At 62.4% G+C, this 25,037-nt stretch carries 30 protein-coding genes; 14 read left to right on the forward strand and 16 right to left on the reverse strand.

The window, feature by feature from the left end; translation table 11 throughout:
- Nucleotides 1-5: 5 nt before the first annotated feature.
- The 4 genes from FJ867_RS09390 to FJ867_RS09405 all read right to left on the reverse strand — a co-directional run bounded on the left by FJ867_RS09390 (nucleotide 6) and on the right by FJ867_RS09405 (nucleotide 2,930).
- Nucleotides 6-770, reverse strand: a complete 765-nt coding sequence (locus tag FJ867_RS09390) for an amino acid ABC transporter ATP-binding protein (RefSeq protein WP_140493771.1) — start codon at nucleotides 768-770, stop codon at nucleotides 6-8.
- Nucleotides 767-1,426: an amino acid ABC transporter permease gene (locus FJ867_RS09395; RefSeq protein ID WP_140583324.1), complete on the reverse strand. Its 660-nt coding sequence runs from the start codon at nucleotides 1,424-1,426 to the stop codon at nucleotides 767-769. Before FJ867_RS09395 ends, FJ867_RS09390 begins: the two co-directional genes overlap by 4 nt.
- Before the next feature lie 11 nt (nucleotides 1,427-1,437).
- A complete protein-coding gene (locus FJ867_RS09400) occupies nucleotides 1,438-2,085 on the reverse strand; it encodes an amino acid ABC transporter permease (RefSeq protein WP_140583319.1) in 648 nt (215 codons plus the stop codon).
- A 62-nt stretch (nucleotides 2,086-2,147) separates the two neighbouring features.
- Nucleotides 2,148-2,930 (reverse strand): ABC transporter substrate-binding protein, encoded by a 783-nt coding sequence (locus FJ867_RS09405; protein ID WP_140737989.1) that lies wholly within the window; start codon nucleotides 2,928-2,930, stop codon nucleotides 2,148-2,150.
- A 134-nt stretch (nucleotides 2,931-3,064) separates the two neighbouring features.
- Between FJ867_RS09405 and FJ867_RS09410 the strand changes: the two genes are divergently transcribed.
- The 10 genes from FJ867_RS09410 to FJ867_RS09455 all read left to right on the forward strand — a co-directional run bounded on the left by FJ867_RS09410 (nucleotide 3,065) and on the right by FJ867_RS09455 (nucleotide 11,834).
- Nucleotides 3,065-4,024 carry a LysR family transcriptional regulator gene (locus FJ867_RS09410; protein ID WP_140493763.1) on the forward strand — a complete coding sequence of 320 codons (960 nt, stop codon included), beginning with the start codon at nucleotides 3,065-3,067 and terminating at the stop codon, nucleotides 4,022-4,024.
- Nucleotides 4,025-4,152: 128 nt separating this feature from the next.
- Nucleotides 4,153-4,401 carry a ParB N-terminal domain-containing protein gene (locus FJ867_RS09415; protein WP_006206067.1) on the forward strand — a complete coding sequence of 83 codons (249 nt, stop codon included), beginning with the start codon at nucleotides 4,153-4,155 and terminating at the stop codon, nucleotides 4,399-4,401.
- 206 nt (nucleotides 4,402-4,607) lie between these two features.
- The gene (locus FJ867_RS09420) at nucleotides 4,608-5,564 is read left to right on the forward strand and encodes an alpha/beta hydrolase (RefSeq protein WP_140561001.1); all 957 of its coding nucleotides are present in this window, start codon (nucleotides 4,608-4,610) and stop codon (nucleotides 5,562-5,564) included.
- A 148-nt stretch (nucleotides 5,565-5,712) separates the two neighbouring features.
- Nucleotides 5,713-6,108, forward strand: coding sequence for a GFA family protein (locus FJ867_RS09425; protein WP_140517705.1), 396 nt, complete (start codon nucleotides 5,713-5,715; stop codon nucleotides 6,106-6,108).
- A 244-nt stretch (nucleotides 6,109-6,352) separates the two neighbouring features.
- Complete coding sequence (locus FJ867_RS09430) at nucleotides 6,353-6,550, forward strand: hypothetical protein (RefSeq protein ID WP_140493757.1); 198 nt, start codon at nucleotides 6,353-6,355, stop codon at nucleotides 6,548-6,550.
- Nucleotides 6,551-6,807: 257 nt separating this feature from the next.
- Nucleotides 6,808-7,680 carry an undecaprenyl-diphosphate phosphatase gene (locus tag FJ867_RS09435; protein ID WP_140817242.1) on the forward strand — a complete coding sequence of 291 codons (873 nt, stop codon included), beginning with the start codon at nucleotides 6,808-6,810 and terminating at the stop codon, nucleotides 7,678-7,680.
- 209 nt (nucleotides 7,681-7,889) lie between these two features.
- Nucleotides 7,890-8,516 carry a transglutaminase-like cysteine peptidase gene (locus FJ867_RS09440; protein ID WP_140561002.1) on the forward strand — a complete coding sequence of 209 codons (627 nt, stop codon included), beginning with the start codon at nucleotides 7,890-7,892 and terminating at the stop codon, nucleotides 8,514-8,516.
- Between the two features lie 132 nt (nucleotides 8,517-8,648).
- Nucleotides 8,649-9,434: a phosphodiester glycosidase family protein gene (locus tag FJ867_RS09445; protein WP_140817243.1), complete on the forward strand. Its 786-nt coding sequence runs from the start codon at nucleotides 8,649-8,651 to the stop codon at nucleotides 9,432-9,434.
- A 169-nt stretch (nucleotides 9,435-9,603) separates the two neighbouring features.
- Entirely contained in the window at nucleotides 9,604-10,686 is a 1,083-nt protein-coding gene (locus FJ867_RS09450; protein WP_140817245.1) for a GH25 family lysozyme, read from the forward strand.
- A 173-nt stretch (nucleotides 10,687-10,859) separates the two neighbouring features.
- Nucleotides 10,860-11,834, forward strand: a complete 975-nt coding sequence (locus tag FJ867_RS09455; RefSeq protein ID WP_224519151.1) for a DUF3592 domain-containing protein — start codon at nucleotides 10,860-10,862, stop codon at nucleotides 11,832-11,834.
- Nucleotides 11,835-11,844: 10 nt separating this feature from the next.
- Here FJ867_RS09455 and FJ867_RS09460 read toward each other — a convergent pair whose 3' ends face one another.
- Complete coding sequence (locus tag FJ867_RS09460) at nucleotides 11,845-12,183, reverse strand: hypothetical protein (protein WP_224519152.1); 339 nt, start codon at nucleotides 12,181-12,183, stop codon at nucleotides 11,845-11,847.
- Between the two features lie 206 nt (nucleotides 12,184-12,389).
- Here FJ867_RS09460 and FJ867_RS09465 point away from each other — a divergent pair, with 206 nt between their 5' ends.
- Both FJ867_RS09465 and FJ867_RS09470 read left to right on the forward strand, forming a co-directional pair.
- A complete protein-coding gene (locus FJ867_RS09465; RefSeq protein WP_140817247.1) occupies nucleotides 12,390-12,911 on the forward strand; it encodes a hypothetical protein in 522 nt (173 codons plus the stop codon).
- Nucleotides 12,904-13,530: a hypothetical protein gene (locus FJ867_RS09470; protein ID WP_140517669.1), complete on the forward strand. Its 627-nt coding sequence runs from the start codon at nucleotides 12,904-12,906 to the stop codon at nucleotides 13,528-13,530. The genes FJ867_RS09465 and FJ867_RS09470 overlap by 8 nt, the downstream gene beginning before the upstream one ends.
- A 50-nt stretch (nucleotides 13,531-13,580) precedes the next feature.
- Here FJ867_RS09470 and FJ867_RS09475 read toward each other — a convergent pair whose 3' ends face one another.
- The 8 genes from FJ867_RS09475 to FJ867_RS09510 form a co-directional block, all read right to left on the reverse strand.
- A complete protein-coding gene (locus FJ867_RS09475) occupies nucleotides 13,581-13,787 on the reverse strand; it encodes a type II toxin-antitoxin system HicB family antitoxin (protein WP_140517668.1) in 207 nt (68 codons plus the stop codon).
- A gap of 4 nt (nucleotides 13,788-13,791) precedes the next feature.
- Complete coding sequence (locus tag FJ867_RS09480) at nucleotides 13,792-13,992, reverse strand: type II toxin-antitoxin system HicA family toxin (RefSeq protein ID WP_140517667.1); 201 nt, start codon at nucleotides 13,990-13,992, stop codon at nucleotides 13,792-13,794.
- A gap of 6 nt (nucleotides 13,993-13,998) precedes the next feature.
- Complete coding sequence (locus FJ867_RS09485; protein WP_140817249.1) at nucleotides 13,999-17,766, reverse strand: vitamin B12-dependent ribonucleotide reductase; 3,768 nt, start codon at nucleotides 17,764-17,766, stop codon at nucleotides 13,999-14,001.
- A 666-nt stretch (nucleotides 17,767-18,432) separates the two neighbouring features.
- On the reverse strand, nucleotides 18,433-18,744 hold the full coding sequence (locus tag FJ867_RS09490; protein ID WP_140493741.1) for a PilZ domain-containing protein: 312 nt from the start codon (nucleotides 18,742-18,744) through the stop codon (nucleotides 18,433-18,435).
- Between the two features lie 107 nt (nucleotides 18,745-18,851).
- Nucleotides 18,852-19,340 carry an NUDIX hydrolase gene (locus tag FJ867_RS09495; protein ID WP_140493739.1) on the reverse strand — a complete coding sequence of 163 codons (489 nt, stop codon included), beginning with the start codon at nucleotides 19,338-19,340 and terminating at the stop codon, nucleotides 18,852-18,854.
- A 209-nt stretch (nucleotides 19,341-19,549) separates the two neighbouring features.
- Nucleotides 19,550-20,050: a xanthine phosphoribosyltransferase gene (gpt, locus tag FJ867_RS09500; protein ID WP_140493737.1), complete on the reverse strand. Its 501-nt coding sequence runs from the start codon at nucleotides 20,048-20,050 to the stop codon at nucleotides 19,550-19,552.
- 113 nt (nucleotides 20,051-20,163) lie between these two features.
- Nucleotides 20,164-20,997, reverse strand: coding sequence for a universal stress protein (locus FJ867_RS09505; protein ID WP_140493736.1), 834 nt, complete (start codon nucleotides 20,995-20,997; stop codon nucleotides 20,164-20,166).
- 80 nt (nucleotides 20,998-21,077) lie between these two features.
- On the reverse strand, nucleotides 21,078-21,821 hold the full coding sequence (locus FJ867_RS09510; RefSeq protein ID WP_140517664.1) for a competence/damage-inducible protein A: 744 nt from the start codon (nucleotides 21,819-21,821) through the stop codon (nucleotides 21,078-21,080).
- Between the two features lie 174 nt (nucleotides 21,822-21,995).
- Here FJ867_RS09510 and wrbA point away from each other — a divergent pair, with 174 nt between their 5' ends.
- Together wrbA and FJ867_RS09520 are read left to right on the forward strand one after the other, a co-directional pair.
- On the forward strand, nucleotides 21,996-22,595 hold the full coding sequence (gene wrbA / locus FJ867_RS09515; RefSeq protein WP_140625543.1) for an NAD(P)H:quinone oxidoreductase type IV: 600 nt from the start codon (nucleotides 21,996-21,998) through the stop codon (nucleotides 22,593-22,595).
- 171 nt (nucleotides 22,596-22,766) lie between these two features.
- Nucleotides 22,767-23,063 carry a hypothetical protein gene (locus tag FJ867_RS09520; RefSeq protein WP_140558510.1) on the forward strand — a complete coding sequence of 99 codons (297 nt, stop codon included), beginning with the start codon at nucleotides 22,767-22,769 and terminating at the stop codon, nucleotides 23,061-23,063.
- A 107-nt stretch (nucleotides 23,064-23,170) separates the two neighbouring features.
- Here the strand turns inward: FJ867_RS09520 and FJ867_RS09525 are convergent, their stop codons facing one another.
- The 3 genes from FJ867_RS09525 to FJ867_RS09535 all read right to left on the reverse strand — a co-directional run bounded on the left by FJ867_RS09525 (nucleotide 23,171) and on the right by FJ867_RS09535 (nucleotide 24,952).
- Entirely contained in the window at nucleotides 23,171-23,410 is a 240-nt protein-coding gene (locus FJ867_RS09525) for a DUF2188 domain-containing protein (protein WP_140493732.1), read from the reverse strand.
- A 29-nt stretch (nucleotides 23,411-23,439) separates the two neighbouring features.
- Nucleotides 23,440-23,718 carry a DUF982 domain-containing protein gene (locus FJ867_RS09530; protein ID WP_032920128.1) on the reverse strand — a complete coding sequence of 93 codons (279 nt, stop codon included), beginning with the start codon at nucleotides 23,716-23,718 and terminating at the stop codon, nucleotides 23,440-23,442.
- 130 nt (nucleotides 23,719-23,848) lie between these two features.
- A complete protein-coding gene (locus FJ867_RS09535; protein WP_140584161.1) occupies nucleotides 23,849-24,952 on the reverse strand; it encodes an NADH:flavin oxidoreductase/NADH oxidase in 1,104 nt (367 codons plus the stop codon).
- Between the last annotated feature and the right edge of the window lie 85 nt (nucleotides 24,953-25,037).

Consider the following 25,037-nt stretch of genomic DNA (forward strand, 5'->3'; position numbering starts at 1 on the left):
CGTACTCAGGCGGAAAGGTATTTCTTGAGGAAGGTGCGGGTGCGTTCTTTTTGCGGGGCGCGGAAGATGTCGCCCGGCGGGCCTTCTTCCACCACCACGCCGCCATCCATGAACAGCACCCTGTCGGCCACTTCGCCGGCAAAGCGCATTTCGTGCGTTACGATGAGCATGGTCATGTGCTCGGCGGCAAGCTGCTTCATCACCGCGTTGACCTCGTCGACCAGCTCCGGATCGAGCGCCGAGGTGGCCTCGTCGAACAGCATCACCTTGGGCTGCATGGCCAGCGCGCGGGCAATCGCGACGCGCTGCTTCTGCCCGCCCGAAAGACGCGAGGGATAGGCGTCGATCTTGTCGGAGAGCCCGACCTTGGACAAAAGACCAAGCGCCAGCGCACGAGCTTCGGCTTTCGGCATGCTTTTCAGGATCACCGGCCCCATCGTGATGTTCTCGATCACGGTCAAATGCGGGAACAGGTTAAAGTGCTGGAACACCATGCCCATCTGCTGGCGCACCTTGTTGATGTGCCTTTCGAACGCCTGGCCATGCAGCTTCTGGTTGACCTGCAGGCCGTCCAGCCAGACCTCACCGCTGTTCAAACCCTCGAGATGGTTGATGGAACGCAGCAGCGTGCTCTTGCCGGAGCCGCTCGGGCCGATGATTGCGACGATCTGCCCACGTTCGACCGATAGGTCGATACCTCTGAGGACCTCGACGGCGCCAAACGATTTGCGTGCGCCGCGGACCTCGACCATCGGCCGCTGCGTGCTCATCGGGAAACCTCCACATGTCTTTCGAACCTATGCAGGGCCGCTTCGAGCGCGAGGTTGAGAATGTAGTAGAGCGCGGCGGCAGTGATGTAGAATTCGAAAGGGCGAAACGTTTCGCTGATCGCCAGTTGCGCCGAGTGAACCAGCTCGGCAATGCCGATGACCGAGACGATGGAGGATTCCTTCAACAGCGCGATCAAATTGCTGCCGATCGGCGGCGCCGTGTTGCGGATGGCCTGCGGTATCACGACATGGCGCAGCGTCTGCCACTTGCCGAAGCCGATGCTGCGTGCACCTTCCGTCTGGCCGACATCGACGGCCACGATGCCCGCGCGGATGACATCGGCATTGTAGACGGCAAAATGCAGTCCAAGGCCGACAATGCCGGCCACGAGGGCAGGGATGTCGATGCCGACCTGCACCAGGCCAAAATAGATCAGGAAGAGCTGCAACAGCAGCGGCGTGCCCATGAATACCCACATGAAGGCGCGTACGGGGTAGGCCAGGATTGCCGGCGCGTAAAGTACGATCACGGCAAAGAAGATGCCGCCGACGAAGCTGAGCGCTCCCGCCGAGACCGTCAGCACTGATGTCCACCAGGCGCCGGTCAGCAGAAGATCCCAGTAGGCCGCGATGACTGTGAAATCCAGGCCTTGCATCGTGTTCTGCCTCAGACGATCGCGAAGCGTTTGTCGAGCATGTCGACTATGCGGGCGACGGCATAGACCATGATCATGTAGAGCAGGGCCGCGACGCCGAAGATTTCGAACGGCTTGTAGGTGGAGCCGATGAAGCGCTGCGCGGTGTAGGTCAATTCCACGACCGAGATGGTGGACACCAGGGCCGAGCCTTTCAACAGCGCGACCGTGTTGACGCCAAGGGGGCGGATCATCAGCCGGGCGGCTTGCGGCAGCACGACCTTGCGCAAGGTCTGGAACCGGCCGAATCCGATTGTGCGGGCCGCCTCCGTCTGGCCCCGGTCGACCGCCACCACCGCGCCTCGGATTGACTCCGCCATATAGGCGCCGATGTTGAGGCCGAGGCCGATCACGCCGGCCGCGAACGGATCCAGATTGATGCCGATCTGCGGACCGCCGAAATAGAGCACGAAGAGCTGGATCAGGCACGGTGTGCCACGGAACAGGCTCACATAGAGCGTGCCGACGGCCCGCAGGACCGCCGATCTCGACATTCTTGCGGTCGCGGCCAGTGCTGCCACGGCCAGCCCCAGAACCAGGGCCAGCGCTGTCAGTTCCAGCGTCACCAAGGCGGCTTCCACGAAGAACGGGAAGACGCGCTGCATCAAGGAGAAATCCATGGAATGGCCCGGCGCAGTGGCTTTCGGCTTCAGGCGGCCTGGACCGCCGAAGCCTGGCGAAGTTAGCGGATGTCGCTGCCGACCCAGTGCATCGATATCTTCTCGTAGGTACCATCGGCCATCATGCCGTCCAGCGCCTTCTGCATGGCGGCCTTGAGCTCGGGATTGTCCTTGCGGATGGCGATGCCGATGGCGACGCTGCCGCCTTCGATACCCGGCGTGTCGAGCTTGCGTACCTTCTCGCCGGTCTCCTTGACGGCGACCATGACCGGAATGTTGTCGACGACGATGGCGTCGACGCGGCCCGCCTTCAGCTCAAGCAGCAATTCCGGCAGCCCCTTATAGGTGCGGATGTCCCAGCCGCCCTGTTGGCGCGCCCATTTCTCATGTGTTTCGCCGAGCGTCACGCCAAGGGTCTTGCCCTTGAGTTCGTCGAGGCTCTGCACCTTGGAATCCTGGTTGACGAAAACCGCACGGCCGGCGTGATAGTAGGGGCCGACGAAATCGACCACCTTCTCACGCTCCGGCGTGATCGTCATCGAGCCGACCACGGTGTCGTATTTGTTGGCGAGCAGGCCGGCGATGATGCCGTCCCAGGCGGTCGTGATGATGGTGCCCTTGACGCCGATACGCTCGGCGATGGCCTTGCCGATATCGGCGTCGAAGCCGACGACCTCGTTCTGGTCGTTGACGAAGTTGAAGGGGGGATACTGCCCGCTCATGGAAATCTTCAATTCGCCCGCCGCCTTGACCTTCTCGAGGTCATCGGCCCTGGCCGAGACGTTAGTGAAGGAAGACGCAAACAGCAGCGCCGCGACGGCAATGCCGGAAAATACCTTGTTCATTTGAACCTGTCCTCTGGATGGAGCGCGAAGGCTTGTTCTTGGGAGGCGTTGGGGCGCACTCCTGACGGCAATGATTGCCTTTGCGGTAGCATTGCGCAAATAGATAATGGAAATAGGGAGCATAGATATCAGGAATGGCATTGCCGCGCCCCGAACGGCTGGTCTGGGATCTGGACTGGAACCTTTTGCGGACATTCGTCGTCATCGCGGAGGTGAAGAGCATAACGCGTGCCGCCGAGAGGCTGAACCTCAAGCAGCCAAGCGTCAGCAATGCGCTGCGGCGGCTGGAAGACCGGGTCGGCCGGCGGCTGGTCGAACGCGATGCGACGCGCTTCGAGCTCACCGAGGTTGGACGGCTTCTCTACGAGCAGAGCATCGAGGTGTTCGGCACCATATCGCAGCTGCCGCTCTTGATGCGCGGCATCAGCGACGATGTCACCGGCCACGTCATGATCGCGACCGCCAGCCATGTGGTCTCGCCGCTGTTCGATCGGGCGCTGTCGGAATTCCACCGCAACTATCCGCGCGCCAGCATCACCATTTCGGTCGCGGCAAGCACCGAAGTGGCCAAGCAGGTGAGGGAGCGCCGTGCTTCGTTTGGCGTCTGCCTGGTCAGCCAGCGCGATCCGGCGCTGCAATACGACATGGTCTATCGCGAGTTCTTCGGCTTCTTTTGCGGGCCGCGGCACAGGCTCTATGGGCAAACCGGACTGACGCTCGCCGATCTCCGCGACGAGCCGTCAGTATCGTTCCAGACCGACCATATTTCGGATGCGCTGCGGCCGGTCGCACTGTTGCGTAGCGAAGCACGGCTGAACGCCGATGTCGTGGGCGTTTCGTCGAGCCTGGAGGAGGTGCGGCGCATGATCGTCGCCGGGCTCGGCATCGGCCCGCTGCCGCTGCATGTGGCGCGGCGCGATGTGGCCGACGGCGCGCTGTGGCGGCTGCCGCCCTATGATGCGCCGCCGGCCATCGATATCTTCCTGCTGGTCAATCCGGACAAGGCGATGAACCGCGCCGAGAAGGCGTTGCTGTCAGGGCTGCAGGCGCTGATTGCCGAGACGCCGCTCGAGGACCGTATCTACAAAGGCTGATACGCAATATCGACTGCGCGGCGGCAGACAAACCCGGTTGCCTCCGCCCTATTCGTCGCCACGCCCTTGGCCCTCGTCAACAAAGCGACTATCTCAGGACAAGGCGGCGTTCCGCCCGGGGGGTCGACATGCTCAGAGTGCAGAAGGTCAAGGTCGACGACATCTACGTGCCGACGGCGCGTAAGAAGACGCTGCATCCCGAGACGGTCCGTCATCTCGCCGAGGACATTCTGGAAAATGGCATGAAGATGCCGATCCAGGTCCGTCACGACGGCAAGCGTCATATCCTGGTAGAAGGCCTGCATCGGCTGGAAGCGGCCAAGTGGCTCGGCGAGACCGAGATCGATGCCTATCTGGTGCAAGCCAAGCGCCACTGACGCGTCCTCGATTTCGCCGTTGGTCCTCATCCACGGGAAAGCCCCAGAATTTCTCCTTGATGATGTCGGTTTGCATTTCGCTGGTTCGTCCTTGGGACGGAAGCCGGTCAGACCAATATTCTCGATCGGTTTTCGCGCGGGTTGGGGCCGATGCACCAGCCAGCTCAAGAACGCACCGACACACGGACAGACTGGAGGAGATTGATATGTCCAAAGCCCTGCTTTTCGCCATTCTTGCTTCGGCCGCGGCGCTTCTCGCCTGTCCGGGCATCGCCAACGCAAACGAGGTAAAATCTGCCATGACGACCGAAGCGAAGACACCGCCGAAGCCTGAAAAATCCGGCCTGCTGCCGATCAACGGCCTGAATTACTATTATGCCGTCCACGGCAAAGGCGAGCCGCTGCTTCTGCTGCATGGCGGTCTCGGCACAGCGGACATGTTCGCCCCTATTCTGCCGAAGCTTGCCGAACATCGCACTGTCATCACCGTCGACCTGCAAGGCCATGGCCGCACCGCGCTTGGCGACCGGCCGTTCACGCTGGAGGCGATGGGCGACGACATGGCTGATATCGTCAAACGGCTTGGTTACGGCGAGGTCGACGTCATGGGTTATTCTCTGGGCGGCGGCGTCGCCTTCCGGATGGCCGTCCAGCACCCCGAAACGGTGCGCCGGCTTGTGCTGGTCTCGACCGGCTATGCCGCCGACGGTTTCTATGACGAGATGCGCCCGCAGCAGGCGCAAGTGAGCGCGGCAGCGGCCGATTTCATGAAGGACACGCCGATGTACAAATCCTACGTCGCCGTGGCGCCGCATCCCGAGGAGTTCCCGAAGCTGCTCGACACGCTCGGCAACTTCATGCGCCAGAACTACGACTACTCGGCCGATGTTCCCAAGCTGAAGATGCCGGTCATGCTGGCCTACGGCGACAGCGACATGTACAAGCCCGAGCACGAGATCAAGTTCTACCAGATGCTCGGCGGCGGTTTGAAGGACGCGGGCTGGATGCGTGAAAACCTGTCGCGGAACCGCCTGGCGATCCTGCCCAATCGCACCCACTACGACGTCTTCTTCGCTCCAGAGCTGACGGCCGCCGCGCTGCCGTTCCTCAACGGCGAGACCAAGGTGAAGAGCTGGGACGAGGTGGTCGGCGAAACCGAATAGCTTGCCGGCATTGGCTGCCGGCGGTCTCCCTCGAGGCGGCCGGCAGTTTTATCGCTGCAGTCGATGGGATCGTATCAATGCTTTTGAATTGACCCGATATCCGGCCTCGATAGTCTCGCATCAAATCTTCTCGGGAATGGATACGGCAATGGCTAACTATCAGGGCGGATGCCTGTGCGGGGCGGTGCGTTATCGCGCCGACGTCGAGCCCGTCAACGAACGCATCTGCCATTGTCGGCTTTGTCAAAAGGCGATCGGCGCCGCCTTCAATGCGCGTGTGCTGTTTCGCATCGACGATGTGACGGTCGAAGGGCCGTTGGCGACCGCGAACAGCTCGCCGGATATTAAACGCGGGTTTTGCCCAAGCTGCGGTACGACGATGTTTTCGCGGCGCGATGCCGCCGGCATTATAGGCGTCACCACCGGGTCACTCGACGATCCATCCGTCTTCAAACCGCAGATGCACATCTGGACCGCCTCCAAGCAGCCCTGGGTGGCGCTCGATGACGGCTTGCCGCAGCACGAAGGCGCGCCGCCTGCCTGAGGTCTCCGGCCTCCCTTCCCGCCTTATGAAAGAAGGTGGATCGGCGCTTGAGCGCCGAAACCGATGAGCTGTGCCGGATGAAGCGGGCCAACAGAAGGGTGAAATTACGTGACCGTGACAAAAATTAATCGAAACAGTCACGAAATAACCGAAACAGTCACGCGAAAGCCGGCAAAGCGTCATTGGCGAGCCATCATTGTCTCCCTATTTAACCGGTGCGGGCCGGCATTCGAGGAGACGACGGATGAACGACAGCATCAGTACCCTGGACGAGCTTTTGAGCGATCCGATGGTCCTGCTTGTGATGGAGCGCGATCGTGTGCGCCCGGAACAGGTGCGCATGCTGCTCGAACGGGCGCGTCGGCCTTCCGTCGAGGAGCCGGTTGTCCCGCCGGCGCACGTGATCGCCAGGGCGTGCCAGAAACTCTGGCTGTGCCCCTGATCGCATCGTGATTTCCTCCAGTTTTTGCGGACCGACCCGCCGGGCCGGTCTGGCCACTGCCTGGTGCTGCCAACGCGCCGAGGCGGCGCGGTGTTGATATTCGAACGCGCCTTCCGCACTCGCTGACGCCCATTCCCGGGTGCCAGTTCACAAATCCGTAAATTGATTTTCCGTCCCATGGCGGTATGGCTTGCCCAGGGGCCGATCGCCCCAGTCGTTCCCCGCGCAACTCCGATCTCTCTGACATGGAATTCGACATGGCCGACAGCTGCATGCAAGGCATGGACATGGGCTTTGTCGGCCTGGGCTACGCCAAGGTCGCATTTCTCGGCTTGGTGCAAGGCATCACCGAACTGCTGCCGATTTCCTCGACCGCCCACATGCGCGTCGTCCCGGCGATGCTGGGCTGGCAGGATCCCGGCTCCGCTTTCTCCGCCGCCATGCAGCTTGCGGCCCTCGCCGCGGTGATCAGCTACTTCTGGAACGATGTCAGGGACATCCTGTCCGGTTCGGTCAGTGCCTTGAAACGGTGCGATTTGGCTGACCGACATTTCCGGCTGGCGCTCTGGATCGTGCTGGCGACGATCCCGATCGTCATCGCCGGCGTGGCTCTGTCTGGCCTTCTCAACGCCTGCAATTCGCCGCTGCGCGGCCTCGGGGTAATCGGCTGGGCCTGCATCGTCATGGCACTCCTGCTGGCGCTGGCCGAACTCCGTGCCCGCCATGCGCGCACCATGGGCCAGGCTTCCATGGCCGATGCGCTGCTCGTTGGCATCGCCCAAATCGGCGCATTGATCCCGGGCGTCTCGCGGTCCGGTTCGACCTTGACGGCAGCACTGGGGCTCGGCTTCAAGCGGGAAGAAGCGGCGCGCTTTTCATTCCTGCTTGGGCTGCCGGCCATCGCACTCGCCGGTCTCAAGGAGCTTTGGGAACTACACAAGGCCCATCTCGATGCCCATGGCTGGTCGATCCTCGCGGTCGGCCTGGTGGTTGCCTCGCTATCCGCCTTCTTTGCTATATGGAGCCTGATGCGCGTGCTGGAACGCTTCTCGGCCTGGCCTTTCGTCATTTATCGCGGCGTGCTCGGCATCGCTTTGCTGCTGGGCCTGGCGATGGGATGGCTTGCCTGAAGCAATTCCGGAAAAGCGCGCAGCGGTTTTCCGCCGACTTCAGACAAGGGACTAAAAGGCAACTCCAGGAACGTGCGAGCCGGTGTTGCTTCGGCGCAACCCCGGTCGGGCATGAGTCGATCGCCAAAGATGTGATCGGCCGCCTTCATTGACTCCAGGCAAAATCCATCTTTAACGTTCTGTTAACAAAAATAGATGGGTGGGGCCGCATGGCATCCTCGGTGGGTTGGCGCCGCAAGGCGAGGGGTTTGGGGTTTGCGTTTGCGCTGACGGCTTTTTGTTCGGCCGCGGGTTTGGCGAATGCGGGACCGCTTTCCATGACCATCGGCGGGCAAACCTCCCAGCCGATCGGGCACTATGACTTTTGCAAGGTCCATTCTGCCGAATGCTCCATCCGCTCGCCCGCCAACGCTCCGGAGAGCATGACCGGCCAGCTGTTGCGGGAAATTTCCGCCGTAAATCTCTCGGTCAACACCCGCGTCAAGCCGATGAGCGACATGGACAATTACGGCAAGGATGAGTGGTGGGCCTACCCCGATAACGGGTTTGGCGACTGCGAAGACTACGCGCTTGAAAAGCAGCGCGAACTCCAGGCCGCCGGCATTGCCATTGCCAATCTGCTGATGACGGTGGTGCGCAAGCCCGACGGCGAAGGCCACGCCGTGCTTACGGTGCGCACCGACAAGGGCGATTTCGTCCTCGACAATCTCAGCGACAAGGTTCGCCTCTGGAACCAGACAGGCTATCGCTATCTGAAGAGACAGGCGAGCGACAACAGCGGTCGCTGGGTTTCCATCCTTGGCGGCGACGAGCGGCTCGTCAGCTCTGTTCAATGATGTCGCCGATGTCTTGCGTCGGCAGCCGCACTTCGACCTTGGCCGTTTGATCCATTCCCGCTTGGGACCGTTCTTGCGTCGTGCCGGCGAATGCTGGCGGCGGCTCGTTGGAACTGGAAATCCGGTGCGCGCATGGATCTTTTGACTGTCCTCCAATCCGCGCCATTACTGCTCGCGCTGATCAAGACCGCGCTGCCGTCGGCGGCGGCGATCGGCATGGGGGTCGGCGAATGGTTCGCCTCGTTGCCGCCGTGCCGCGACCTCGTCTTCGAGGCCACCAGCTACCTGGTCTGCGAGGTCGATCCCAAGCAATATCGGATCGAATTGTTCTGGAAGGATCCGGCCGGCAAGCCCTATCAATCGCTGCACAATCTCGACGATGCCCAGCGGCGGGCCGGGCGCACGATGCTGTTCGCCATCAATGCCGGAATGTACCATCCAAACCTCGCGCCGGTCGGCCTCTATGTCGAGCGCGGACAGGAACTGGCCTCGGCGAAGGTCGGGTCGGGAAGCGGCAATTTTTCGCTCCAGCCCAATGGTATTTTCTACATCAGCGACGGCAAGGCCGCGGTCCGCGCGACGAGGGATTTCCTAAAGAAGCGTCCGCCCACCGATTATGCCACTCAGTCCGGGCCGATGCTGGTGATCAACGGCCGATTGCACCAGAAATTCCGGGCCGACAGCACCTCGCGCAAGACGCGCGACGGTGTCGGGGTGCGAAAGGACGGCGTCGTCGTCTTCGCCATTTCGAATGGCACGGTGACATTCCATACATTCGCACGCCTGTTTCGCGACGGGCTCGGCTGCGACAATGCGCTGTTCCTCGACGGGTCGATATCAAGCCTGCTCGCGCCGGCCATCGGCCGCAATGACGACTACTGGAACCTGGGGCCGATGATCGGCGTCTTCAGGCGATAGGATGGGCAGGCCTAGATTGCGCTTGTCGTCGCGCGGCCCAAACCCGCAACCGTGCCCAACATGCTTAAAAACTTGATTCAATCTTTATTGGTAATTTCTCGTTCATAACTAGACCTGGTTTGTCCGTCGGCCGTTGCCTTCGGTCTGTTGTGTTTGAGTACAGGTCCAGATGCGGTTACCAGGCGCCGTCAGTTTCGTGATCGCAACGCTGTGCCTTGCCGGCTGCTCGTCGACATCCGGCATGGACGCGCTGGACATCCAGAAGCCGTCGAACGAGATCACCAACTCGGTGGTGCGACCAAGCGCGCCGATCGCATCCGCCCCAGTGACCAAGGCCGAACGGAGAATGGCAGCCGAACGCAGGATGGCGGAAGCCATGCCGGTGGACGAGAATGTCCGGCCTTACGGCCTGGCGGAGGAAGAGACGGTGGCGTTTCCGGCGCCCGACCTGCCGGACAGCGTCGAGCCGCCGGTCGTCGAGCCGGCGGCGCTTGTATCGCCGCCGAAGCTCTTGTCACGGGCGGCACCTCCGATGCTGGCCGGGCCTGTCACGCGCTACGGCTTTCGCGATGCCAAGCCGATCAATTTCGGCCGCTCTTCGCCGCGACACCTTGCCGTGCATGGCGTCGACGTGTCGCGCTGGCAAGGCAACGTCAACTGGGAGAAGCTGCGCGCCCAAGGCGCCAACTTCGCCTACATCAAGGCGACCGACGGCGGCGACCATCTCGATCCGATGTTCACCAGGAATTGGCGCAACGCCGACGCCGCAGGGCTGAAGCGCGGCGCCTATCACTTCTTCTACTGGTGCCGCACCGCTGGCGAGCAGGCCGACTGGTTCATCCGCAACGTGCCCAGGGTCGAGGGCGCCCTGCCGCCGGTGATCGATGTCGAATGGAACGGCGAATCCAGCTGCAAGCGGCGCCCGTCGCGCGAAAAGGTGCTGGAGAAGATGCAGGTGTTCATGGACAAGCTTGAACGCCACTACGGCCAGCGGCCCATCATCTACACCGCGCCCGATTTCTACCGCGACAATCTGCAAGGCGAATTCCTCGATTATTCGTTCTGGCTGCGCGCCGTGGCGCAGCACCCCTCAAAAGTCTATCCCGGCCGCAAATGGCTGTTCTGGCAATATTCCGGCTCCGGCCTGTCGCACGGCGTAACCGGCCGCATCGACCTCAACGTCTTCCACGGCGACGAACGGCAATGGCGCGCCTGGGCCGGCGGCCGGCAGATGGTGGCCGACGCGGATTGAAACAAGCCATCAGGCTTGGCGTGCTTCGCTCTCCCAGGTCTCCGCCGGTTTGGCCAGCAAATGGGAGACGATGATGAGCATCCGCGGAGGCTTCGGCCGTTTCAGCGAATAAGCAAGACATTGCCGTCGTCATGATGTCTATGTGCGGGCTCCTGAACTCCGGGGGAGATGAGTTGGAACTCAAATTTCTGTTGGTCGGCTTTGCCTGCGCGGTCGCCGGCGGGCTGTCGATCGTCACTTTCCTGAAATGGCGAGAGGTCAAAGCGGTCAGCCGCTGGTTGCCGGCGCCGGGAAAGATCATCTCCTCGCGCGTCGAAGCGCGCGAGGTCCGAAGCTCCGGCTCCGGGTCTGACAGCAGCGATTCCACCGAGATCCGCAATTTTCCGGCGATCACCTTCGAGTACAAGGTGGATAAGAAGACATTTCAGAGTTCGCACTACAGCGTGCAGGAAAATCTGGGGAATTTCGAAGTCGCCGAAACCCTTGCGCGATTTCCCCGCGGCGCAGCCGTGACCGTCTTCTATAACCCTGTCGATCCGGCCAAGGCCGTGATCGAGCGCACCATGCCGGAGGGCGCCTTCAAATTCATGGTGCAGCTTTCCGCCGGGCTGGTGGTCGGCGCCCTGGTGTTGGTGTTTTCCGTCGGCGGTGTCCTGGAGGCGATCGGCCCGTATTTGCCCAAGCCGCAGTATGTCGGTGCGGCGGCTCTGTTGCTGTTCATGGGCCTGTTTGTCCTGCGCATGGGCTTCGTCCAGAAATCGATGGCCGAGCAGGCGGCAAAATGGCCGGTCGCCGTCGGCCGCATCGACGCGTCGGGCCTGCAGGCGATCAAAACCCGCGAGCGGACCGGGAGCTATCGGCCCTGGCGTACTGTTTTCAAATCCCGCATCGTCTACAGCTATGGCGTCGCCGGCCAGCGATACAGTGCCGATCGCGTCGCTTTCGGCGCCAGCGTGACGGCTTCGTTGCCAGGCCTCGTCGGGGCTCAGGCGCGGCGCTATGTCGAGGGCACCAAGGTGGACGTGCACTATGACCCCGCCAACCCTGCTTCGGCGGTGCTCGAATGCAGGGTGCTCGGATTGTGGGTGCTGTGGGTCTGTTCGGTTGGCTTTCTCGGCAGCGCTGCTTTTCTGGTCGGGCTGGTCTGACGCGAACGCCTCAGCAATGCACAAGAAGTCCGCTGTCGAAGCCAGGCCAGGTGAACCGCATCGTGGCGCCATGCCTCTCGATATGGATGACACGAGTGAAGGGCTCCTCCAGTGACGGGTACGATCCGTAGCACCGGCTAGCATGTACCACCCAGCCGGTCGGCGACTTGCGAAATGACGCGTGCTCGCAGCCGAACTCGGGCAGCGACAGGGCCGCTCGGTCTACGGAGTAGACGGTCTGGCGTTGGATGTCGGCGGCCGCGTGGCAGTTCAGTCGGTCGCTGGACCAAGTCCCGACATAGGGCGACGCCGCCAGCGCAGCACCAGTCGCGAATGCGGACATTGCCATCGTAATCACCAAACGTCGCATCACCACCCCTCGATCAGTGCGCTCGACCATACAGGCTGTTGGGTTGCGAGAGATAAGTTTTCGTCCAAGGAGCCGACAATGCAGCCGTTCCGGATTTCGCTTATGCTTTTGCGTGGATGATGCGACTGTGCGGGACGGTATGCGGCCAGCATTTGGCTTTCACAACGCTTTCCCAGGGACATTTGATGATCACCCGTAAACTGGCCTTCGTCTTCGCGGGTCTGCTCAGTTCGATGCAGGTGGCGAACGCCGGGGAATGCTTGCTGAGCCATGCCACCTATCGGGAGCAGCGCTCCGGTGCGGTCATGCAATTCCGGCCGCTCGCCAATGAGCCGGCGGCACTGACGGCGCAGGTGTTTTCGCTGGCCGTGCCCAAGACCGATATCCGCCTCCCGGCCGATATCACCTGGACCAACGGCAGGAATTCGTTGCCGCTCGGCACCATCCGCCATCCCTGCACCGACGATGACCGCGAAGCGGGGCTGCAGGACGGCAGCGGCCTGTGCAGGATATGGGAGGGCCAAGTCTATGCCTTGACCGGAGGCGGCGCCCAGCAGTTGAACTCGCGCGAAGCGACGCCGGCGCCGAAAGGGCTGCTGCTGCCGGATTTCGGCGTGGCTTTCACCGATTGGGTCGACTTCGCCAACGCCAACCCCGGTGGCTCGGCGTGGGATGTCTTCACTTTGACAGGATGCAGCGATGAATAGCGCCATGATATCGATCGTCTGGGGCAGCGCCCTGTTTGCGTCCGTGGCAATATCGGCCGTGGCACGAGCGGATGAACCGGCGCCGTCGCGCCCGCCCATCGACAAATGCGCCTGGGAAAGGCTGACCGACAAAACCGTCGGGCTCGCCGCCTGGGTGCAGCGCTGCGATTTCGGTTTCCGCCAGATCCACTTTGAGTTCGCAGGCGAGGCGCTCGCCGTCAAATACAGCGATGGCGGCGCGGCCGATCCTCTGGTTGAGGTATTCGACATCAAGCCCGGCGAAACTGCCGAAGCCGCGTTGCAGCGGCTGTTCCTGGAAAAGACCGACAACGCCGTCGGCGCACGCTGCGTGCTCGCCCCCTACACGGAAGGAACCGTGCCCGCCGGTGTCAAACGCTATACATTCAGCCCCGACGCCGCCTACGCGAAAGAGCTGAAGGCACTTGCCGACCCCAACGAGGTCCCCGAACCGCCCTGCGGCGACTGGGGCGAGATGCCCGATGGCATCCAGTATTTCGAGATACCGGCGGGTGCGGCGCAAAAGCTGCTGTTTGTCCGGATTGGCCAGGACGAGCCGCTGTTTGATGAGCAGACGCTGCGAGTGTTGCCGGCGGAATAGGTGCTGAGGTCAGAGGCTGATCTGGATTGGAAGGATCGCAGCGGCGCCTTCTATGCCTCTACATATTCTGCCAGGCTGACACTTTCGGGCACATCCAACCCATCGGCACGCAAGCCCTCGATATGAAAGCGTATTGCGTCGCGAATCTCGGTTTCCACCTCAGGCACCGTCGCGCCGGTCGCGATACAGCCGGGCAGGTCCGGCACATAAGCAGAAAAATTATCTCCTGCTTTTTCAATCACCACAGCGTAACGCATGTCGTCACTCCTTTAACCCGGACTGCTTGAGGATGCTGTTCAATGTCCCTGGTGCAACCTCTTCAGACGACTTGCCGGCCACGGTGACGCGGCCGGCTTTTATCTTGTGCTTATATTGGCGATGGCTGCCCTTGGTTGCAACCAGATACCAGCCATCGGTCTCCAGCAAGCGAATGACTTCGCGGACTGTAAGCCGAGGCGGCATCAGCTCTCAGCTGCACCCGCTCGTGCTTCCACACGTATCGCACTTCTCGCAGGTGCCGTTCCGCACCATGGTGAAGTTGTGGCATTCCGAGCATTCGTTGCCGGTGTAACCCTGCATCAGCGATTGCTGGCGCCGGGTGGCGGCGAGCGCCTTGGCTTCCGCGGCTTCGTGCGCGGCGGCGTCGGAGAACAGCCCCTCGGCGCCCGAAGCCTCGGCTTCCTCCTCGGCGATGTCCTCGACCAGTTCCCTGGCGCGTTCCTCATAGTCGCGCTTGTAGGCGATGGCCTCGTCGCTCGCCGGCTTCAGCGCCAGCACGTTGGAGCCAGAGAAGGCCGTCGGCGCCACGCGGGCAGGGGCCGTGGCCGGGCCAGACCCGCCAAATCCCTTAGGCTCGGCGCCCGACACCAGCTTGACCGGCGAGGCACCGCGGTAAAGGCCCTTGGAGAACGGCGTGGCCTTGCCTTCGGTGATGCCGCGGCCAAGTGCCGTCTTGTCAAAATCCGACTGGTCGACATGGGCGAGGTCGTGGCGGTTGAGATAAGAGACCGCAAGTTCGCGGAACACGTAGTCGAGGATCGACGTCGCGTTCTTGATCGCGTCATTGCCCTGCACCATGCCGGCCGGCTCGAACTTGGTGAAGGTGAAGGCTTCGACAAATTCCTCCAGCGGCACGCCATATTGCAGGCCGAGCGAGATGGCGATGGCAAAATTGTTCATCATCGCCCGGAAGGCAGCGCCTTCCTTGTGCATGTCGATGAAGATCTCGCCGAGACGACCGTCGTCGAACTCGCCGGTGCGCAGGTAGACCTTGTGGCCGCCGACGACCGCCTTCTGCGTATACCCCTTGCGGCGGTTCGGGAGTTTCTCGCGGTCGCGGTAGAGACGCTCGACGACGCGCTCGACGATCTTTTCGGTGACCTGCACCGCACGCTGCGCGGCAGGCGCGGCGACCAGCTGTTCGATCGCCTCGTCCTCGTCCTCCTCGCCATCGGCGAGCAGCGAGGCATTGAGCGGCTGCGAGAGCTTCGAGCCGTCGCGGTAGAGCGCGTTGGCCTTCAGCGCCAGCTTCCACGACAGCATGTAGGCGTTCTTGGCGTCCTCCACCGTGGCGTCATTCGGCATGTTGATGGTCTTGGAAATGGCGCCGGAAATGAAAGGCTGTGCCGCCGCCATCATCTGGATGTGGCTGTTGATCGACAGCGAGCGCTTGCCGATCTTGCCGCAGGGGCTGGCGCAATCGAACACGGGGAGGTGTTCGGCCTTGAGGAAGGGCGCTCCCTCGAGCGTCATCGCACCGCAGACATGGATGTTGGCGGCTTCGATGTCCTTCCTGGAGAAGCCCAGTGCCGGCAGCATCTCGAACGAGAAGTCGTTGAGCTGCTCGTCGGTGAAGCCAAAGGTCTCCTTCACCCAGTCGGCGCCGAGCGTCCACTGGTTGAAGACGAACTTGATGTCGAAGGCCGACTTCAGCGCCGCGTTGAGCGCCGCGATCTTGTCGTCGGTGAAGCCCTTGGCCTTGAGCGAGCCGGGGTTGATGCCGGGCGCCTGGTTGAGATTGCCGTGGCCGACGGCGTAGGCCTCGATCTCGGCGATCTGGCTTTCCGAATAGCCCAGCGTGCGCAGCGCTTCCGGCACGGCGCGGTTGATGATCTTGAAATAGCCGCCGCCGGCGAGCTTCTTGAACTTCACCAGCGCGAAGTCGGGCTCGATGCCGGTTGTGTCGCAATCCATGACCAGACCGATCGTGCCGGTCGGCGCGATCACGGTCGCCTGCGCGTTGCGATAGCCATGCTCCTCGCCGAGTTCGATGGCACGGTCCCAGGCAGCCTTGGCGTGCGTCGCCAGCTCCTGCTGCTTGAGGTCGGAAGCGACCAGCGGCACCGGGTTGACGGCCAGCTTCTCGTAGCCGTCCTTGTCGCCATAGGCGGCGCGGCGATGATTGCGCATGACGCGCAGCATGTTCTGCGCATTGCGGTCGTAATCGGGGAAGGCGCCGAGCTCGGACGCCATCTCGGCCGAGGTGGCGTAGGCGGTGCCGGTCATGACGGCGGTGAGCGCGGCGCAGATGGCGCGGCCCTCATCGGAATCGTAGGGAATGCCCGAGGTCATCAACAGGCCGCCAATATTGGCATAGCCGAGGCCCAGCGTGCGGTAGTCGTAGGAGAGCTTGGCGATCTCCTTCGACGGGAACTGCGCCATCATGACCGAGATTTCCAGCACGATGGTCCATAGCCGCACCGTATGCTCATAGGCAGCGATGTCGATCGTGCCGTCGGCATTGCGGTAGGGGAGCAGATTGATCGAGGCGAGATTGCAGGCCGTGTCGTCGAGGAACATGTATTCCGAGCACGGGTTGGATGCCCGGATCGCACCGGCGGATGCGCAGGTGTGCCAGTCGTTCATCGTCGTGTTGAAGTGCAGGCCCGGATCGGCGGATGCCCAAGCGGCGTAGCCGATCTTTTCCCAGAGATCCCTGGCCTTCAGCGTCTTCAGCACCTTGCCGTCCTTGCGGGCGGTGAGATGCCAGTCGGCATCATCCTCGACGGCGCGCAGGAAATTGTCCTTCAGCGACACCGAATTGTTGGAGTTCTGGCCCGACACGGTGAGGTAGGCGTCGGAATCCCAGTCGGTGTCGTAGGTCTTGAACGACATCGAGGTGTAGCCCTGCTTGGCGAACTGGATGACGCGGTAGATATAGTTCTCCGGCACCGCGTCCTTTTTGGCCGCCTTGATCTCGCGCTTCAGTGCGGTGTTGACGGCGGGGTCGAAGCAGTCGTCGTCATGGCCTTCGCAGTTGACGCAGGCCTTCATGATCGCTTCGAGATGCTTCTTGACGATCTTGGAGCCGGTCACCAGCGAGGCGACCTTCTGCTCTTCATTGACCTTCCAGTCGATGAATTCCTCGATGTCGGGGTGATCGGCGTCGACGATGACCATCTTGGCGGCGCGGCGCGTCGTGCCGCCCGACTTGATGGCGCCCGCGGCGCGGTCGCCGATCTTGAGGAAGCTCATCAGGCCGGACGAACGGCCGCCGCCGGACAGCTTTTCGCCCTCGCCGCGCAGCAGCGAGAAATTGGAGCCGGTGCCCGAGCCGTATTTGAACAGGCGCGCCTCGCGCACCCACAGATCCATGATGCCGCCCTCATTGACGAGGTCGTCCTGCACGCCCTGGATGAAGCAGGCATGCGGCTGCGGGTGCTCGTAGGAGGATTTCGACTTGGTCAGCTTGCCGGTGAACGGGTCGACATAGAAGTGGCCCTGGCTCGGGCCGTCTATGCCATAGGCCCAGTGCAGGCCGGTGTTGAACCATTGCGGCGAGTTCGGCGCCACGCGCTGGGTGGCAAGCATGTAGGCAAGCTCGTCGCGGAAGGCGCGCGCGTCTTCCTCCGACTTGAAATAGCCGCCCTTCCAGCCCCAATAGGTCCAGGTGCCGGCCAACCGGTCGAAGACCTGGCGGGCGTCGATCTCGGACCCGTAGCGCTCGGCTTCCGGCAGCTTGGCAAGTTCGGCCTCGTCGGCGACGGAGCGCCACAGGAAGGAGGGAACATCGTTCTCCTCGACCTTCTTCAGCCGCGCGGGGACGCCGGCCTTGCGGAAATATTTCTGCGCCAGGATGTCGGCGGCGACCTGGGAGAATTGCGCCGGCACGTCGATATTGTCCAAGCGGAACACCACCGAGCCATCCGGATTCTTGATCTCGGAGAGCGCCTTGCGGAATTCGATCTCCGCGTAAGCCGATTGTCCCTGTCTGGTGAAACGACGCTCGATGCGCATTGTCCGGTCCCTTTTGTCTATATATAGCGCTTTCGTCAGGAGATTTCTGCTCCCAATGCGAAACGCGCATGTCCGCCGTCTGCCGGCGTTCGAAAACGGCCGGCTCTCCATTTTCGCGGTCTTCGTCCGCCTTGCTGGTCAAACTTCTTGCGAAGCGCCTGTCCAACTCACCGACGAACCCGCGGGTCCCTCAAAACTGATTTTTTCCGATTCCCTCACTCGAGGGAAATTCACATTATCTAGCGTCGAACCTGCCTGCAAACACTAAATATAGTGTTAACAGACAATTTATTCCAGTCCGACAATTCTCCCTTTTATCGCCCACGCCCCCACAATCCCAACGCTTCCGCCAGCCTCGTAAACAGGCGGAAATGTGGGGAAAAACGCACATAATCCGGGAAAAAGACCGGGCTCAGAACTTTCCGGTCGCGCTCTCAACAGGAGCGCATGGCCTATAAAAGGCGACTCGTTTTGCGCCGTCAAGGATTCGTTTGCGTAGCTTTTGTGACCTCAACATCTTGTGTGTCACACATGTGGATAACGGGGATAGAATGGAGCTGCCGCGGTAGCCCCCGGCCGAGGGGACAAAGACGCGCTTGTCAGGCTTCGCGACGGCTCCGGGGCGTGATCCAGGCACAGACCATCTGGCGCATCCGACGTCGCGGATCAGCCGTAATGCGTCCTGGGCTTCGGCTCGGTTCCGGTGAAGTGCACCCCGATCCGGCCGTTGCGGCGCCAGCGGACCTCGCATCGATAGCCGATGCCGTCGACGGGCACATAGAGAAGGAAATGATCCGGAATCGTTGCTTCGGGCGGAACCTTGAGTTCGGCGCCACCTTCATTTTGATTGCGCAGCGTGCAGCCAACTTCCGAATTCGAGATGCCCGTGATGATCGTGCCGCCCTTGAGCACGCGCTGGCGATGCTCGCGCTTGTGCTCGTCGGATCTCTCTGGATTGGGATTTGCGGGATTTGTCATCGGTAAAACGCCAGGATCGGATCAGATCCTATTACGTCTTCATTAGAAAAGCATTCACGCCGCAGGCGCCCCCGTCCGAGCTGCTTGGTGGCGCGGCCGGTCCCGGTTCAGGCAAACCGACGCGGGTCGGCGCAGAAATAGGCGATGATCTGGCAAAGATCCGGTTCGTTGACCATGCGCACCGCTTCGCTCGAACTGACCCATTTGCGGGTGCGGGAGCGTTTTTCCTTCCAATGGTCGGCGACCTTGTCGACATGCAGCGGGAACACCAATACCTCGCACGGCACTTCCTCGCCGGAGGCCAGGGCCTTGGCGTAGAAGTAGCGGCCGGCCTCGAGATGCGAGATCGTCCCGCGCAGTCCGGCTTCCTCGACAGCCTCGCGCGCCGCGGCTTCGCAAAGCGGCTCCCTGGCTTCAGGCCAGCCCTTCGGAAGCACCCAGCGGCCGGTATCGCGGCTGGTAATCAGCATGATCTCGACGCTGTTTCCGGTTTCGCGCCAGGGCAGGGCGGCTACCTGCAGACGGCACGGCGCGGTGCCGAAGAGTCGCCGGACCCTTTCGGCCAGATGGTTGTGCGTCGTTGGCCTCGTCAGCATCGGAGAAGCTAGCCCCAGCCTCCAGAATCGTTTGCCGTCTCACGAATCTTACGGCCAATTGTCGGCAATAAAAGTAAAAACTTTCATCAGGATGGCCGATTTTCGCCAATAGACGCCGATTTCCGCGCGCCAGCCAGCCTCGCGAGACCCTTTGCCTAGTGGATGAGACTTCCCTGCGGCTCGATTTGCAGCAGGTTGCTTGCCGCGAATCAGCCGGCGTGATCGTCGGCGATCGGCTTCTGGTAGGTGAAGCCCATGTCCCAGGGAAAATAGATCCAGGTATCCTGGCTGACCTCGGTGACGAAAGTATCGACCAGCGGTCGCCCCTTCGGTTTGGCGTAGACGGTGGCGAAATGCGCCTTCGGCATCATGGCGCGCACGATGCCAGCCGTCTTGCCGGTGTCGGTCAGGTCGTCGATAATCAGCACGCCCGCGCCGTCGTCGGCAAGCAGGGCCGGCGTGACCTCCTTCAGCACCTGCAGCTGCCCCTGGCTGCTGTAGTCATGATAGGAGGCGACGCAGACCGTCTCGATAACGCGGATGCCGAGCTCCCGCGAGATGATCGCCGCGGGCACCAGGCCGCCGCGCGTGATGCAGACGATCGCTTTCCATTGCGCCTTGTTGGTGCCGGCAAGCCGCCAGGCGAGCGCGCGCGCATCGCGGTGGAACTGGTCCCACGAGACCGGAAAGGCTTTTTCGGGAAGGGACATCTTTCGCGCACTCCGCAGCACGCGCGGTCGCGCGCAGAAAACAGGGGAATGCGCGCGGAAGTAACTGGAAAACCTCGCGCTTGGCAAGAGCGGCCGCAAACGACACTGTGAACTTACCGCGACAGGAAAGCCGCCACCGGCGCGGTGCGCAGCACGGAGCGCGTCACTCCGCCGAACAGGAGCTGGCGCAGCCACGAGTGGCTGTAGGCGCCAAGCACCAGCAAATCGGCGCCGGTCTCCGCGATCCTGGTCTGGATCACCTCGTCGACCGAGGTGCCGCCCGATCTCTGCACCGAGACACTCACGCTGGCGCCATGACGCGACAAGGCGGAAGCGATTTCCGCTCCGGCGGCCTCGGGGCGTTCATCGAGCGTGTCCGGCGGATCGATGACCAGAATGTCGGTTTTGTCGGCCTCGATGATGAAGGGCAGCGCATCGAAGGCGGCGCGTGCGGCCTCCTTGCTGCCGTTCCAGGCAAGCAGCACACGCTTGAAGGTGGTGATCAGTGGACCCAGGTGCGGCACTACCAGCACCGGCCGTCCGGCGTCGTAGACCAGTGTGTCGACGTCGGCGCTCGCATCGCCGCCCGTCTCGCGCTGCGCGGCGATGATCAGGTCGGCGGCACGCACGCTTGAAATGCCGGTCAGGGCGCTGTCGCCGGAAAAACTCTCCAGGCTGTGCCATTCGAAGGACAGGCCGGAATTCTCGATATGCCTGAGAAACGCGGCCCGCAGCTTTTCGGCCCGTTCGCGGTTCATGTCGGCCGAAACCTGCAGGAACTCGGTGTCGGGAAAGCCGGTGGCCGACGTGTAGGGCACCGGAAGCGCTTCGGCGTGGATGCCGATCAGATGGCTCTGGAAGCGGCCGGCAAGCGGAATGGCGAAGTCGAGCACGCGCTCCGCGTCCTGCTCGTTCTGCAGAATGGCGACGATGGTCTTGAAGCGCATGGTGATCCCCTCATTTTGCGAGCGATCCGCCCGCGGCAAGGAACGTCGCCGCGTTGTGCTTGGTTCCGGCCTGGACCGGATCAGCTCGCGCTGCTGGCAAAGCCGGCCACCATCGCCTCGACATCGGCGCGCGCAGCGTCCAGGGCCTGCTGGCTGCGGGCACGGACCACCAGTTCGGTCCAGAACTTGCCGTCGCCGTATTTCGGATAGGAGCCGATGATCGTGTCCGGATGCGCTTTCTGGATCTCGCCCAGCGGCCCGCCGACGAGACCTTCGCCGAACGGGCAATGCACCGCTGCCGACAGCATTTTCGTGCCGGCTTTCAGCGTCGGCACGACATTGTCGAGCATGGCCTGGAAGATCGAGGGCACGCCCGCCATCACGTGGACATTTCCGATGCGGAATCCGGGCGCGACCGACACCGGATTGTCGATATGGTCGGCGCCGCGCGGCATTCGGGCCATGCGCTTGCGGGCCTCGGTGTATTCGATGCCGCGAGCGGCATAGCTTGCTTCCAGCAGGGCATAGGCCTTGGCATCGTATTCGCACGGCACGCCGAAGGCCTTGGCAATCGAATCGGCTGTGATGTCGTCATGGGTCGGGCCGATGCCGCCGGTTGTGAACACATAGGTATAGCGGGCCCGCACTGCATTTACCGCTGCGACGATCTCGTCTTCCTCATCGGGAACGATGCGCACCTCCTTCAGGTCGATGCCGATGGCCGTCATGATGTCAGCCAGATGGCCGATATTCCTGTCCTTGGTGCGGCCGGACAGGATCTCATCGCCGATGACGAGCATGGCGGCGGTAACGATTTCAGACATCGAAGGCTCCGGCAAAAACGGGGTCGCCTGAAATAGCGCGGCACGCGGCCAGCGGCAATGCCGCCCGACCGGTGAACAAACTGTGCCCGCCTACGCGGTATTCCCCGAATATTGGCGCCCTAAGTACCCTGGCGTGGCCGGGCGGACGAGGATCATCACGTCAAGGAGACGCAAATGGCCAAAGTACTTGTTCTCTACCATTCGAGCTGGGGTCACATGGAGCAGATGGCCAAGGCCGCAGCCGAAGGCGCTCGCGAAGCCGGTGCCGAGGTGACCATCAAGCGCGTCGCCGAACTCGTGCCCGAAGCGGTCGCCAAGGCCGCCCACTACAAGCTCGACCAGGAAGCGGCGATCGCCAGCCCGCTGGAACTGAGCGACTATGACGCGATCATCGTCGGCGCCTCGACGCGTTACGGAATGATGTGCGCGCAACTGAAGAACTTCTTCGACCAGACCGGCCCGCTATGGGTCAAGGGCGCGCTGATCAACAAGATCGGCTCGGTGATGTCTTCGACCGCGACCCAGCACGGCGGCGCGGAACTGGCGCTGATCAGCACCCAGGCCATGCTTCAGCACCACGGCATGATCATCGTTCCCCTGTCCTATGCCTATCAGGCTCAGATGGGCAACGATGTCGTGCGTGGGGGGGCGCCCTACGGCATGACCACCACAAGCGACAGCGACGGTTCGCGCCAGCCTTCGGCGCAGGAACTCGAAGGCGCGAAGTTCCAGGGCGGGCGCGTCGCCGAAATCGCCGCGAAGCTGCACGGCTGATCGTTGTGCCGCCGGTGCCTGCCGGCGTTGCTCCTGCTGGCGATGCTTGTGGTCCACGCCGTGGATCGTCGCTTCACCGACGCTTCACAAGGAATTCAAGGAACCATTCGGCTGATGACTGGTTTGCCCCGTGTCGCACCCAAGGCGACGAAGACAAAACGGAGTGATCCAATGTACAAAAAACTTCTCGCGGCATTCGTTCTGACGGCCGGTCTTGCCACATCGGCGATGGCGCAGTCGACGGACGGCAGGTATTACAACCATGACAATTGGTGGAACAATTGGTCGCTGTTCGGCAATGAGGATTCATCAGCCATCGACCAGAGCACCACCGGGAGCATTAACGCATACGGCTCCGGGTTGAGCACCCAAGGCAATACCGGTGGGATGGGCCCATGTGCTCACAACACTCCAGGTCCGGACGCCAATGCTCAAGGCAACGTCAATGACCAGTACTGCGGCAAATAATCAGCCGTAAGCTCCCTGCTGACCGTAGGACGTTTTCTCTCCCGACGTCCGCGGTCGGCGCTCCGGGGCGGCCGGCCTTTGGGGCGATCGGGCTTTGGGCTGAAAGATCAGTCGGAAACCTCGGTCTGCGGCCGGTCGCGTCCATCAGCCAGTTCCTCATGCCATTTGCCGTCGGCATCCTCGTACTGGATGCCGTCCGTCGACCCCGCGACCTGCTGCTCGGCTGAAGCGATCTCGGCGGCCCGCAACGCGTCCTGATGCGTGGGAAACGTCTCCGAGAAGGTCGCTCCGACCTTGTAGGCCCAGCCGCCGTCATGCTCGACGATCTTGTAAGTCAGCTTCGCCATCAAAACCTCCGGTTTAAAGGTCCGTCCGCTCAATGCAGGCGGTCGTCGGACAGCTTGTCGTCTGGCACCAGCACTTCCGATTCCCTGGCGGCTTCGATAAGGGCCCGGCGCGCATCCGCTGTCGAACGATAACCTTCCAGCACTTTGAGGCAAGTGTCGAGAGCATCACGATGACGGGGGCCGCGATTGAGCGGCCAAACCGTCATCAGGCACTCCGCCGCCTCTTGGGTACTGCGGATGTGGCGATATTTGCCGACATGGCCGAGTTCGACCACGACCGGTGTTTCAAAAGGCTTGTTGTCCATCATGGCCGCAACGCAAAGCAGTCAATTTGGTTGCAACCGTGTCCTCAGCCTGCGCCCAAACGTCCCAGACCTCCTTGGAAGCTCCATTGCGCGGTCGTTCGACGACGCGTTCCGCCCTTCTCGGAAGGGTCGCTCAGCCCGCCGCCTTCATCCAGTGCTGCATCGTCGTCACCGAGCGCGCGAGCTGCGGCGCGGGATGGATCGTCTCGCTGAACGTGGCGGCCGCTCGCCACCCCCAGCGCGGGTCGGCGAGGAAGGCGCGCGCCAGCGCAACCATGTCGGCGCGGCCTTCGGCGATGATCGCCTCGGCCTGCTTGGGATCGTCGATCAGACCGACCGCGCGGGTAGGGATGCCGGCGCCCCTGCGCACGGCTTCCGCCAGATGCACCTGGTAGCCGGGCCCGGAGGGCAGTTTCTGCAAGGGCGAATTGCCGCCGCTCGAGCAACAGAGATAAGCGACGCCTTCGGCCTTCAGCGCTTTCGCCACTTCGATCGCATCCTCGACGTCGAAACCGCCATCGACCCAATCCTTGACCGACAGCCGGGCGCCCAGCATCAGTTTTGGCGCTGCCTTTTTCACCGCCTTGGCGATCTCGACGACAAGACGCATGCGGTTTTCCAGCGAGCCGCCCCAGCGGTCCGTGCGTTGGTTGGAGAGCGGCGACAGGAACTGGAAGATCAGATAGCCGTGCGCCGCGTGCAGCTCGATGAAGTCGAAGCCCGCGCGTTCGGCCCGCCTCGCCGCCTCGGCGAACCGCTCGATGAGCTGGAGGATCTCCTCTTCCTCCAGCGCTCGCGGCACGTTCCAGCCGGTATCGTAGGCGATTGCCGAGGCCGAGACGGTCTGCCAGGGATCCTCGTTCGGCTGCAGCGGTCCGCCCCCCTCCCAGGGCTTGCGGTTCGAGGCCTTGCGGCCGGCATGGGCAAGCTGAGTGCCGAATTTGGTGCCGGGTGCGGCCACGCGCCTTGCTGCGTCCAGGGCGCGGCGCGCAGCGGCTTCATTGTCTTCGGAATAGAGGCCGAGGCAGCCATGGCTGATGCGGCCACGCCGCTCGACATCGGTCATCTCGACCGTGACCATGCCGGCGCCGGACATTGCCAGGTTCATCCAGTGGTGGAGATGCCAGTCGCTCGCCGAGCCGTCCTCGGCCGAATACTGGCACATCGGCGCGACGGCGATGCGGTTGGGAAAGCTCAAGCCATCGAGCGTGATCGGCTGGAAAAGCGATGTGGTCATGAACGAAACTCCGGGAATAGGATGCGCTATTTAGGCGATCGATCGCCGCCATGCCACACACGAGAGAGTGAAATGCTTACTGGAC

The sequence above is a fragment of the Mesorhizobium sp. B2-5-3 genome (assembly GCF_006441005.1).
In the GTDB taxonomy this organism is placed as follows: Bacteria; Pseudomonadota; Alphaproteobacteria; order Rhizobiales; family Rhizobiaceae; genus Mesorhizobium.

Coding starts and splice junctions, on each gene's coding strand:
- FJ867_RS09390 (WP_140493771.1), bottom strand. CDS start 770: ATGAGCACGCAGCGGCCGATGGTCGAGGTCCGCGGCGCACGCAAATCG.
- FJ867_RS09395 (WP_140583324.1), bottom strand. CDS start 1,426: ATGCAAGGCCTGGATTTCACAGTCATCGCGGCCTACTGGGATCTTCTG.
- FJ867_RS09400 (WP_140583319.1), bottom strand. CDS start 2,085: ATGGATTTCTCCTTGATGCAGCGCGTCTTCCCGTTCTTCGTGGAAGCC.
- FJ867_RS09405 (WP_140737989.1), bottom strand. CDS start 2,930: ATGAACAAGGTATTTTCCGGCATTGCCGTCGCGGCGCTGCTGTTTGCG.
- FJ867_RS09410 (WP_140493763.1), top strand. CDS start 3,065: ATGGCATTGCCGCGCCCCGAACGGCTGGTCTGGGATCTGGACTGGAAC.
- FJ867_RS09415 (WP_006206067.1), top strand. CDS start 4,153: ATGCTCAGAGTGCAGAAGGTCAAGGTCGACGACATCTACGTGCCGACG.
- FJ867_RS09420 (WP_140561001.1), top strand. CDS start 4,608: ATGTCCAAAGCCCTGCTTTTCGCCATTCTTGCTTCGGCCGCGGCGCTT.
- FJ867_RS09425 (WP_140517705.1), top strand. CDS start 5,713: ATGGCTAACTATCAGGGCGGATGCCTGTGCGGGGCGGTGCGTTATCGC.
- FJ867_RS09430 (WP_140493757.1), top strand. CDS start 6,353: ATGAACGACAGCATCAGTACCCTGGACGAGCTTTTGAGCGATCCGATG.
- FJ867_RS09435 (WP_140817242.1), top strand. CDS start 6,808: ATGGCCGACAGCTGCATGCAAGGCATGGACATGGGCTTTGTCGGCCTG.
- FJ867_RS09440 (WP_140561002.1), top strand. CDS start 7,890: ATGGCATCCTCGGTGGGTTGGCGCCGCAAGGCGAGGGGTTTGGGGTTT.
- FJ867_RS09445 (WP_140817243.1), top strand. CDS start 8,649: ATGGATCTTTTGACTGTCCTCCAATCCGCGCCATTACTGCTCGCGCTG.
- FJ867_RS09450 (WP_140817245.1), top strand. CDS start 9,604: ATGCGGTTACCAGGCGCCGTCAGTTTCGTGATCGCAACGCTGTGCCTT.
- FJ867_RS09460 (WP_224519152.1), bottom strand. CDS start 12,183: ATGGCAATGTCCGCATTCGCGACTGGTGCTGCGCTGGCGGCGTCGCCC.
- FJ867_RS09465 (WP_140817247.1), top strand. CDS start 12,390: ATGATCACCCGTAAACTGGCCTTCGTCTTCGCGGGTCTGCTCAGTTCG.
- FJ867_RS09470 (WP_140517669.1), top strand. CDS start 12,904: ATGAATAGCGCCATGATATCGATCGTCTGGGGCAGCGCCCTGTTTGCG.
- FJ867_RS09475 (WP_140517668.1), bottom strand. CDS start 13,787: ATGCGTTACGCTGTGGTGATTGAAAAAGCAGGAGATAATTTTTCTGCT.
- FJ867_RS09480 (WP_140517667.1), bottom strand. CDS start 13,992: ATGCCGCCTCGGCTTACAGTCCGCGAAGTCATTCGCTTGCTGGAGACC.
- FJ867_RS09485 (WP_140817249.1), bottom strand. CDS start 17,766: ATGCGCATCGAGCGTCGTTTCACCAGACAGGGACAATCGGCTTACGCG.
- FJ867_RS09490 (WP_140493741.1), bottom strand. CDS start 18,744: ATGACAAATCCCGCAAATCCCAATCCAGAGAGATCCGACGAGCACAAG.
- FJ867_RS09495 (WP_140493739.1), bottom strand. CDS start 19,340: ATGCTGACGAGGCCAACGACGCACAACCATCTGGCCGAAAGGGTCCGG.
- gpt (WP_140493737.1), bottom strand. CDS start 20,050: ATGTCCCTTCCCGAAAAAGCCTTTCCGGTCTCGTGGGACCAGTTCCAC.
- FJ867_RS09505 (WP_140493736.1), bottom strand. CDS start 20,997: ATGCGCTTCAAGACCATCGTCGCCATTCTGCAGAACGAGCAGGACGCG.
- FJ867_RS09510 (WP_140517664.1), bottom strand. CDS start 21,821: ATGTCTGAAATCGTTACCGCCGCCATGCTCGTCATCGGCGATGAGATC.
- wrbA (WP_140625543.1), top strand. CDS start 21,996: ATGGCCAAAGTACTTGTTCTCTACCATTCGAGCTGGGGTCACATGGAG.
- FJ867_RS09520 (WP_140558510.1), top strand. CDS start 22,767: ATGTACAAAAAACTTCTCGCGGCATTCGTTCTGACGGCCGGTCTTGCC.
- FJ867_RS09525 (WP_140493732.1), bottom strand. CDS start 23,410: ATGGCGAAGCTGACTTACAAGATCGTCGAGCATGACGGCGGCTGGGCC.
- FJ867_RS09530 (WP_032920128.1), bottom strand. CDS start 23,718: ATGATGGACAACAAGCCTTTTGAAACACCGGTCGTGGTCGAACTCGGC.
- FJ867_RS09535 (WP_140584161.1), bottom strand. CDS start 24,952: ATGACCACATCGCTTTTCCAGCCGATCACGCTCGATGGCTTGAGCTTT.